Source organism: Synechocystis sp. PCC 7509 (genome assembly GCF_000332075.2).
GTDB lineage: Bacteria > Cyanobacteriota > Cyanobacteriia > Cyanobacteriales > Chroococcidiopsidaceae > Aliterella.
In genome coordinates this window covers 4,215,091-4,225,608 of record NZ_ALVU02000001.1, presented here as the reverse complement: position 1 = coordinate 4,225,608, position 10,518 = coordinate 4,215,091, and the positions used below count along the sequence as shown (strand labels likewise).

Here is a 10,518-nt window from a genome sequence, read left to right as displayed (position 1 = left end):
CCGCTCCCCCCCCCCAAACCCCCCAAGTCTTGGTTTTTCCTAAAGCAACCCCTCAACGCCACAAACCCCAATGAACACCCCAGAATCAAACCCCGAATTTGAAGAATTGCTAGACTACATCAAACACAATCGCGGGTTTGATTTCACAGGTTACAAACGTCCTAGCCTAATGCGCCGAGTTCAGATCAGGATGCAGATAGCGGAAATAGAAACCTATGGAGACTACACCGATTATTTAGAGGTAGATCCCGAAGAATTTTTACACCTTTTCGACACAATTTTAATTAATGTCACCGCATTTTTCCGCGATCGCGCCGTTTGGGATTATATACAAACAGAAATTGTCCCCCAAATTGTGGCGCATAAAGACTTCGCGCGCGATCGCATCCGTGTATGGAGCGCAGGCTGTGCGTCAGGACAAGAAGCCTATACCCTAGCAATGGTACTAGCCGAAGTTATCGGCGTTGAGGATTTCCATAAAAAAGTAAAAATTTACGCGACCAATGTAGACGAAGCCGCACTCAATCAAGCACGCCTTGCTACCTACAGCACCAAAGAAGTAGAAGGTATCCCCGAATCCCTATTAGAGCGGTACTTTAAGCAAACTAATGGAAATTACACCTTTTGCCAAAATTTACGCCGCTCCGTAATTTTCGGTCGTCACGACTTGCTACAAGATCCGCCGATTTCTCGGATTGATTTATTGTCTTGTCGCAACACATTAATGTATTTCAACGCCGAAACTCAGGCAAAAATCATCTCCCGGTTTCACTTTGCACTAAATACCAGCAGTTTTTTATTATTAGGTAAAGCCGAGCTATTGCTCAGTCATAGTAATTCTTTTGCTCCCATAGACTTAAAACGGCGTATATTTGCCAAAATCAATCGAGAAAATAGGAAGGATTATTTGTTGGGCAGCAATTATAGCAAAGAGCGAGAAAACGACTACCCAGTTAATAACAACCTCTTACGAGATGCTGCTTTTGATATTAGCTCCATTGCTCAAATAGTTGTAGATATTAAGGGATTGTTGATTCTAGCCAACGACCAGGCGCGACTGTTATTTAATCTCAACTCTCAAGATATTAACCGCCCCTTGCAAGACTTGGAAGTTTCCTACCGTCCCGTAGAATTGCGATCGCCCATCGACCAAGTTATTAATACCCATCGTTCAATTTATCTGACAAATATTGGTTGGACTATTGCTAGTGGCGATTTTCATTACTTTGACGTGCAAATTACCCCCCTTTACGACTCCAATAAAAATTTACTTGGTGTCAGTATTGGTTTTACGGAAGTTAGCCGTTATAAAAAGCTGCAAGAAGAAATTGAACACGCCAACCAAGAGTTGGAGATGGCTTACGAAGAATTGCAGTCTACTAATGAAGAATTAGAGACAACTAATGAAGAATTGCAATCTTCCAACGAAGAATTAGAAACAACTAACGAAGAATTGCAATCTACAAATGAAGAATTAGAAACAATGAACGAAGAATTGCAATCTTCCAACGAAGAACTGCAATCTATCAACTCCGAATTACGTTTGCGTAGCGAAGAACTAAATCAGGCAAATGGCTTTTTAGAAGCAATTTTTAATAGCTTGCAAGGTGGTGTAGCTGTTTTAAATCGAGAGTTAGTTGTCCAAATTTGGAACAAAAAAAACGAAGAATTGTGGGGGTTGCGGAGTGAAGAAGTATTAGGACAGCACTTTATGAATTTAGACATTGGTTTACCTGTTGAGCAGTTGCGACAGCCAATTCGTAACTGTATAACTGGAGAAGTGAGCATTACAGAAATGAGTGTAGCCGCCGTTAATCGTCGAAGTAGAGCCATTCAATGTAAAGTTACCTGCACTTCTTTGACAAGTAAATTGGCGGAAAGTCGCGGTGTGATTATTTCAACAGAAGAAGTAGGTACTCTCGAAGGTTAGAAATATCATAGATTTTAATTCTGTCACAAGTAATAAATAACATCTAACTCTTAAAGCTGATTAAATAAGAAATTAGATATCTTACTATTAAATTAGTATTTGCAAGATTAACGCTATTTGATACAGCATATAACGCTAGTTTTCCATAATAGAATTTATATTTATTAATAAAAGTGGTAAAAGTAATTGAGGACTGGGGAAACTAAATGCAGAATTTTGTCCAAAAGATCGATGCAGTACGCGATCGCGCTGCAAAACTGCAAAATCAAGCTAGTACATCCTCTAGCCAGCCACAACAACTAATCCCCCAAGCTTTAGCAGAACTAGAAACGGCGTTAGAAGAACTGCGCGTAGCTGAAGAAGAAATGAGGAGGCAAAACGAGCAACTAGCGATCGCAAGTATGCAAATTCAATCCGAACGTCAGCGCTATCAAGACTTGTTTGAGTTTGCTCCTGACGGCTATTTAGTAACAGATTGTGCAGGACTTATCCGAGAAATTAACCACGCGGCGGCGAAGTTACTAAATGCTCCTCAAGATTATTTAATTAGCAAACCGCTAACTAATTATGTTCAACTAGAACAACGCAAAGCTTTTCGTACTCAGTTAAATCAATTGCATCATACCGATAAATTGACAGAATGGGAAGTAAGTATTTGTCCACGCCGTGCTGCAACTATTGATGTAGGAATAACTGTAGCAATTAACCGCGATAATCAAGGTAGAGCAAAGAGCTTGCGTTGGCTAATGCGTGAGATTACTGCGCGAAAGCTTGCTGAAGAAACCCTGCGTCAAACTCAGTTGCAGAATTTACAATTACAAGAAACTGCGCGGTTAAAATCTCATTTTTTAGCAATTATGTCTCACGAATTACGCACGCCAATGAATGCAATTGTTGGTTTTTCTCAATTGTTACTACGTCAAAAATGCCCACCTCTTGCCAAAAGTCAAGAAAATATGGTGGAAATAATTTTTAATAATGGCAAGCATTTATTAAAGTTAATTGAAGATATTCTGCAAGCTGCCAAAATTGAGTCAAATAGTTTGGAAATTGTGCCGCAAGAGTTTAACTTAGCTGAAATAATTAATGATATTAAAAGACAATATTGTTCTTTAATTAAGCAAAAAGGTTTAGGGTTTGAAGTAAGTTTAAGCTTAAATAATGCGATAATGGTCAATGATAGCGACTTCTTACGTCAAGTATTAGTTAACTTACTATCTAATGCTATTAAATTTACTGAGATTGGCGGCGTAAAAATAAAAGCCTGGGAATTGCCAACAAACAAAATAGCGATTTCGATTAGCGATACAGGTATTGGAATCGCGCCCGAAGATATTAAACATATTTTTGCAGAATTTCACCAACTAAACCAAACTATTACCCGCCAACATGGCGGTACAGGCTTAGGATTAGCTATATGCGATCGCTTGGTGGCGTTGATGGGGGGACAAATTAGTGTAGACAGTAAGCCTAATCAAGGTTCAAGTTTTACAATTACCTTACCTCGTCAGGTTAAAAGTAATTAATCTAAAATTAAACGCGATCGCTTAAACCTGGAAATTGCCAACATTAGCAACCCAAAATCTAAACCAATTAGCACCACACAAGCAAATAAAAAAATCCCTGTAGTACCGCTTTTTGCCGATAATATCAAGCTTTCTTGTAACCGAGTTGGCAGCAAACTTAGACCAAATAATGGTAGCCAAGTCAAAGCAATCGAAGCAAAAACCAGTTGTTGCGCCGCTTGTTTTACGGTAGCTGCGCGTAAAGAAACAAGTACGCCAGTACTTGCAGACAATGTTGCAGTTAGTAAGCCCAAAATTCCCCCACTAAAGGCAACTTGTACAGGATAAAGCAGTATCCCACCACCATCAACAATATTTACCGTAATCAAGCCAGCAAGCAGCATAATCAACGCCAGCAACCAAGCATAGCCCACCGCCGCGCCTACTTTACCAAACAAAATAGCTGTCTCTGACAAGGGACTCGCTAAAAGAGTTTCTAGAGTATGGCGCTCTCTTTCCCCTGCAAAGGCATCGGCAATTATCGCCGTAACTGGGAGCATAGATAGCCAACCCCACAATACCATTGACACCGGAGAATCTACCCATACGCGCCCGACTTGAGCAGGTAACAAAACCCCAAATATTAATACCGATGGCAGTAAACTTAATAAAATTGCCCGTAAATTGCCGCGACTAAACAATAATTCTCGCCACTCCTTCCAAATTACCGTCCAAATATCAACGATCTCTGCGTTAATTCTAATTATTTGCAATACCTACCTTAGTTGTGTTGTACTTGAATGCGAAGCCCGTAACCGGTCGCTATCGCGCTATCTCTAAAAACTTTTCTAATTAATCTAAGAAGACATTTTTAACGCCCTTCCATAGGTAGCCAGTCATTGACCATTTTAAAACGCTCTGTAACTAAAAAGGCGATCGCAAAGACATAATCTTTGTACCTCTATTAATAATTTTTTAAAAAGAAAACAATCTTTAAACGCCCTCATAAATCGATTGTAAAGACATCCTTGCTCCTACCGACTCTATTAAGATTACATCAGTCTCATCTTCTAATATATGCAAAGACCATTCTTTACTACTTCCCCGGCGATAAAGCATAACTAACGGTTTTTCGGGTTCAACTAATATATATTCCTGTAAGCTGGCTATAGAACGATAGAAACCAAACTTACGCCCTTGATCGTAATCTCTAGTCGAATCAGATAAAACTTCAATAATAGCGACAGGGTTTATTACTGTTGTTTGACTTTCGCTATAATAAATCGGTTCTCCTGCTATTAGCATTACATCAGGATAGGTAAACAAATTAAATTCTGGTATCCACAATCGTACATTCTCTGTATAAACTTTTCCTTTTTGCTGGCGTAAATGCGGTTTAAGTAACAAACATAAATTTGTGATTACTTCATTGTGATTAGTTGTTCCTCCTGCCACTGGGATCATTTCTCCATTAATCAACTCGTGACGTACTTCTGCCACTGCTTCTAATTGTAGGTATTCTACTGGAGTATAAATTTTTTGTGCTATTTGTGTCATTTAAGCGATTTGATAATAATTTCTGTAGCGTTTCATCAAGCTCGGCTTCATCTTGTTCAGAAAATAAACTCACAATGCGATCGCGCTGTGGTTTGATGAATCTTAAAGATTTATCGAGGGTTAGTTGCCCATGCTCATTAATGTAGTGGTTTCAATTGCTTTGATACATGGTAACGGTGTTGCTGAGTATTGAGCTAATTTAATCTATTTTTAGATTATGTATTTAAAGTATTATCTGCTTCCATCAAATTTAAAAATACTTCTTCCAAACTAGCGCTACCTTTACGGACTTCTTCGATTTGTACTCCTTGGCGCACTAGCAAATTTACTAATGGCGCAGCGCTGATAAGCTTGTGTAAAGTAATCGTCAAAACTTCCCCAGCGATATTGACCCCCGCTACGCCTGGTTGAGTTTGTAATAAACTTTGTACTTGGGGATTAAAACCACTACCTACAACTTCAATTCGGGGAGCGCTGGCTTTATCGCGTAACTCTTTAGGATGTCCCACAGCGATTAACTTACCTTGACGAATTACACCGAGAAGCTGGCACAATTTTTCGGCTTCTACTAAATTGTGAGTAGTCAAAAATACTGTTACTCCTTCTTGCGCTACCATTGCCTGCAATTGGTCGCGTAAAGCCACCGCCGCCACTGGATCGAGTCCCGCCGTTGGTTCATCCAAAAAAATCAATGGGGGATTGTGCAGCATTGCTCTAGCCACCGCTAAACGCTGCTTCATACCACGACTCCAAGTACCTACGCTTTCGTTGCGGCGTTCCCATAATCCCAAATTAGTTAATAATTCTTTAATGCGCGATCGCCTGTGAAGTGTTGGCAAGCGCCAAGCTCTACCATAAAATTCTAAATTATCCGCCGCGCTCAAACGTTCGTACAAGCCGGGATGCTCTAATAATGCCCCCGTGCGACGGCGAATTGAACTAGCTTGACGTACCGTATCGTATCCCAATACTTCCGCCCGTCCCTGGGTTGGCTCTAGTAGCCCCAATAGTAGCCGAATTGTCGTAGTTTTTCCCGAACCATTAGCACCCAAAAACCCAAAGACAATTCCCCTAGGTACTTGCAAACATAGATTGTCTACGGCTTGAACTTTACCAAAGTTACGGCAAAGGTTTTCAGTAATAATTGCGTTTTCGGTCATTGAGGGCAGATGTTAAGAGGTGTAAAGTCTATTTTAGAGCGTCTTAGCCTTGCCTAAGTGACAATACTTAAAGTGTCACTCACCTTGATCCCCACCCTAGGCATCCAATATATATTTGTCTTGTGTGAGGAGCGAACAGAATCGAAAAAGCTCTTGGGGTCGAAACACGGCAAGACTCCCAGGAGTTTTTTTGTGAGAACTTATAGGCGATCGCCTCTTGAACACATTAAGAATTGTAAAATTGATAGCTTAATAGCTAAAATCCTTGTTGCTCCATAGATACACTAGGCAACAGTGCATATGTACTGTTTTGACCCAAGGTAGATGGCGCTTGAGCTTGGATGATTCCCGTACAACTAACTTTAAAAAACTTTTTGAGCTACAGTGATGCAACCTTAGATTTTAGTGGGTTGCATACGGCTTGCATTTGTGGCGCTAATGGCGCGGGTAAGTCTTCACTATTGGAGGCGATAACTTGGGCAATTTGGGGAGAAAGTCGCGCCTCTAGTGAGGATGATGTCATTCAAACGGGAGCTAAAGAGGTTCGGGTTGATTTTACGTTTACTAGCTTTAGTCAAAAATATCGAGTCATTCGCACTCGTTACCGGGGACAAAGTAGCTCTTTAGAGTTTCAAGTTGATACACCGAGCGGATTTAAAGCTTTAACAGCTAAAGGTGTCCGCGCTACTCAGCAAGAAATATTAACTCATATCAAAATAGACTACGACACATTTATTAATTCGGCATACTTGCGCCAAGGTAGAGCCGATGAGTTTATGCTCAAGCGTCCCAACGAGCGTAAAGAGATATTAGCAGAATTGCTGAAACTCAATCAATACGATGATTTGGAAGAACAAGCCAAAGATTTATCTCGCTCTTTTAAAGCCCAAGCAGAACAATCCACGCGCTCTATTGAATCTATGCACATTCAGTTGCAGCAACGAACAGAAGTGGCGGCTTTAAGTACCCAGTCAGAGGAAAAAGTTAATTATCTACAACAACAACAAGCTTACGACAATGTAAAAGTGCAAAGCTTGCAAGTAGTGCAGCACCAAAGGCAAAATTGGGAGCAACAATTAGGCTTTCTTAGACAACAACATCTTAACTTAAGTCAAGAAAGAAGCCGTTTAAGTCAAGACAAAATTAACCTAGAAGGTCAGCTAGAAGCGGTTAGAGAGCTATTAAGTCAAGAAAATGCGATCGCATCTGGCTACAAAGAACACCAACGCCTGCAAGCTACAGAAGAAACTTTATCTAGTAAGTTTCATGAGCATTCCCGCGCTACGGTGGAAATGCAGCAATTGCAGCAGGAAAAAGCAGAGCAAATCAACGCCATTAATCGTCAATTGCAGCACGCCGAAGCACAAATAGTAGCCTTAGAGCAGCAAGAGCAAGAGATTAATCAAACCTTGAGTAAAACGGCGGAAGTCCAAAGCGCTTTAGCACAACTATCAGCAGCTAAACATCGCTTGCAGCAATTAGACAATTTACAAGTACAAGTATCGCCCCTTTTGCAACAACGTACAACTTTGCAATTGCAACTAGAACGATTACAAGCGCGAATAAGTGCCAAAATAGAAGAACTCCAAGCCTCGGAAAGACAATTAAATACTAAACAACAACGTCAACCCCAACTGCAACAAGCAGTAACTGAAGTTGGAAAACAGATTGAAACCTTAGAAAAAAAACGAGTTTATTTAGAGAGAGTGCGGGAAAAAGGACAAGAGCGCCGCCACTTTATGGAACGCCTGTTAGCGCACCAAAGCGACTGTGAGAAGCTAATCGGGGAATTGGAGCAAAAAATGCAAATGCTGCAAAATCCCGATGCTAGTTGCCCATTATGCGATCGCCCGTTAGACGAACATCACTGGAATCGTGTAGTTCAAAAAACTCAAACTCAACAGCAAGATGTTCAAGAACAGTTATGGGTTGGTAAAGAGCAAATGGCAACTTCCGACCGAGAAATTCAAGTATTGCGCCAGGAATACCGCGAATTAACCCAGCAATTAGCCGATTATGATACTTTACGAGAGCAAAGAGGACAATTAGCCGCCCAATTAACAGCAACCGGGGATGAAAAAGAGCGATTAGACCAAATAGCTACAGAAAAGCAGCAGTTAGAAAATGCTCTAAATACGGGCAATTATGCCCCAGATATTCAAAACGAATTGCGTCAATTAGATACGCAGTTGCAAAAACTCAACTATAACGAGCAAGATCACGCCCTAGCACGGAGCGAAATCGAGCGGTGGCGGTGGGCGGAAATTCGTCAAGGGCAAATCAAAGATGCTCAAAAAAGGCAAGCCCAAATCGCCGCCCGTAAGCCAGAAATAGAGTCCCAAATTGCCGAATTGCAGTCCCAAATTACCCAACAAGCAACTAATTCGCCCATAACTAGAAAAATTGCGGCTTTAGAAAGTTTAATTCAAGAAATTGGCTACAACACCGAGCAACACAACGCCTTACGGGTAGCTTTACGCAATTCTCAAGCTTGGCAATTGCGCTTTCAAGAGCTAAATTCGGCTCAAAAACTATATCCCGAACTTCAAGAGCGCATAAAAGAGTTAACTAAAGCAACAGAATCGAGATTGACAGAAAAGCAACTAATAGCAACACAAATAGACAGTCTTACTCAACAATTAGCAACTTCCCCCAATACTACTGTAGAAATTCAAGAATTAGAACAAAAGTTGGCACAAGGGCGGCGGGAACTGGACGAACATTTAAGCAAACTCGGCGGATTGCAACAATTAGCGGCGCAACTAGAAACCGTGCAAGTTCAGTACGAGCAACAGCAACAGCAATTGCAAGCAATAAAGCAACAATATCGCGTCTATCAAGAATTAGCTCAAGCTTTCGGCAAAAATGGCATTCAAGCGTTGATGATTGAGAATATATTGCCGCAATTAGAAGCCGAAACCAATCAGTTATTGGCGCGACTGAGTGCAAACCAATTACACGTTCAATTTGTCACCCAAAAAGCCGGAAAAGGTAGCAAAGCCGCTAAGAAAACCGCTAAATTGATTGATACTTTGGATATTTTAATTGCTGACGCGCGGGGTACGAGAGCTTACGAAACTTATTCGGGGGGAGAAGCTTTTAGAATCAACTTTGCCATCCGTTTAGCTTTAGCAAAACTCCTGGCTCAAAGATCGGGTGCATCTTTGCAAATGTTGATTATCGATGAAGGTTTTGGTACACAAGATCGGGAAGGATGCGATCGCCTAATTGCAGCGATAAATGCGATCGCGCCAGATTTTGCCTGTATTCTAGCTGTTACGCATATGCCGTATTTTAAAGAAGCTTTCCAAGCCCGGATTGAAGTATATAAAGCTCAAACTGGCTCTCAAGTAAGATTATCTACTTAAAGAACCTCCAAAATCCACTAGGATGAATAACGATTTTTATCTCTTGGCGATCGCTGAGTGTCAAAACATAAATGACTTTGTTATAAGTAGGTGGGCGGAGGATAACATAAATGTGTAAAATAATATTAAGAAGAGGAATAATTGTTAAATTTAAAACGTTTTGTATGGTAATTATTTCGTTCTCCTCTAGGATCTATCCCATCAATAACTGCATAAGCTAGGTCTATTTCATCATCAAACATCTCTCCAGAAATTTCGTGTTTTTTAAGTTGTTGCCACTCTAGTTCAATTCTATTCATCTCCGAACAATATTTAGGCAAAAAGAAAATATACACTCCTAAACTTTCCCCCTTAGTCCAATATTCTCGTACTTCAAAAGATTTATGTGTAGAACCGTTATCTTGTCGCTTTTGTTCTCCCACTGGATAATATGTATAACCAGGTGAACACCACCTACAAAAACCTAATTCATCTAAATATTTTAGGTTTATCTCTGCGGCTGCTAATTCTAGCATTTCTAGCTCCCCCTGTTTAATTTCTCGTGTTACAGGGTCTTGCTTTTTTTTATGACTGATTCTTGCTCGTTTCCAATGAATCCCCTTTTTTTGAGTACCCTTCTAATTCTGTCGGGACTCAACTTAATATTTTTCTCTTTCTCTAGCTTTACGACTATTATATGTGCGTGGTTCGTTCTTAAGGCATTCTTCTAAATAAACAATATCCTCTTCTACTTTGTGATTCCTCCTCTACCTGACACATCTCATCATCCCCCTAAACCTTTTTTATCCCATTTATGAAGTGTCTCTCTTACTGTTTGGTCTGCCCAATTAAAATGAGCTGCTATTTTTTCTTTGTATCATCCACGAAAATTTAACCTCACTACTTCGGCTCGATCTTTTACTTTCTGTGACACCGCCAGGGCTGTCCTTAACTCAAATAACGTTCTATCTTCTTCTTGGTTCAGAAATACTCTAAGACGTGCTGGCATTTTTATACTT

At 40.4% G+C, this 10,518-nt stretch carries 6 protein-coding genes and 1 pseudogene; 3 read left to right on the top strand and 4 right to left on the bottom strand.

Annotated elements, in window-relative coordinates; translation table 11 throughout:
• Nucleotides 1–70: 70 nt before the first annotated feature.
• Complete coding sequence (locus SYN7509_RS0221085) at nucleotides 71–1,930, top strand: CheR family methyltransferase (protein WP_009630292.1); 1,860 nt, start codon at nucleotides 71–73, stop codon at nucleotides 1,928–1,930.
• 206 nt (nucleotides 1,931–2,136) lie between these two features.
• Nucleotides 2,137–3,456 (top strand): PAS domain-containing sensor histidine kinase, encoded by a 1,320-nt coding sequence (locus SYN7509_RS0221080; protein WP_009630293.1) that lies wholly within the window; start codon nucleotides 2,137–2,139, stop codon nucleotides 3,454–3,456.
• On the opposite strand, the gene SYN7509_RS0221075 is transcribed toward SYN7509_RS0221080, so the two are convergent.
• From SYN7509_RS0221075 to SYN7509_RS0221065, 3 genes are all read right to left on the bottom strand, one after another.
• Nucleotides 3,453–4,208: an ABC transporter permease gene (locus SYN7509_RS0221075; RefSeq protein ID WP_009630294.1), complete on the bottom strand. Its 756-nt coding sequence runs from the start codon at nucleotides 4,206–4,208 to the stop codon at nucleotides 3,453–3,455. The genes SYN7509_RS0221080 and SYN7509_RS0221075 overlap by 4 nt on opposite strands.
• Nucleotides 4,209–4,428: 220 nt before the next feature.
• The gene (locus SYN7509_RS0221070; RefSeq protein WP_009630295.1) at nucleotides 4,429–4,992 is read right to left on the bottom strand and encodes a Uma2 family endonuclease; all 564 of its coding nucleotides are present in this window, start codon (nucleotides 4,990–4,992) and stop codon (nucleotides 4,429–4,431) included.
• 215 nt (nucleotides 4,993–5,207) lie between these two features.
• The gene (locus SYN7509_RS0221065; protein ID WP_009630296.1) at nucleotides 5,208–6,152 is read right to left on the bottom strand and encodes an ABC transporter ATP-binding protein; all 945 of its coding nucleotides are present in this window, start codon (nucleotides 6,150–6,152) and stop codon (nucleotides 5,208–5,210) included.
• Nucleotides 6,153–6,493: 341 nt separating this feature from the next.
• Between SYN7509_RS0221065 and sbcC the strand changes: the two genes are divergently transcribed.
• Nucleotides 6,494–9,520: an exonuclease subunit SbcC gene (gene sbcC / locus SYN7509_RS0221060; RefSeq protein ID WP_009630297.1), complete on the top strand. Its 3,027-nt coding sequence runs from the start codon at nucleotides 6,494–6,496 to the stop codon at nucleotides 9,518–9,520.
• A gap of 125 nt (nucleotides 9,521–9,645) precedes the next feature.
• Here the strand turns inward: sbcC and SYN7509_RS29335 are convergent.
• A pseudogene (locus SYN7509_RS29335) lies at nucleotides 9,646–10,508 on the bottom strand (transposase).
• Between the last annotated feature and the right edge of the window lie 10 nt (nucleotides 10,509–10,518).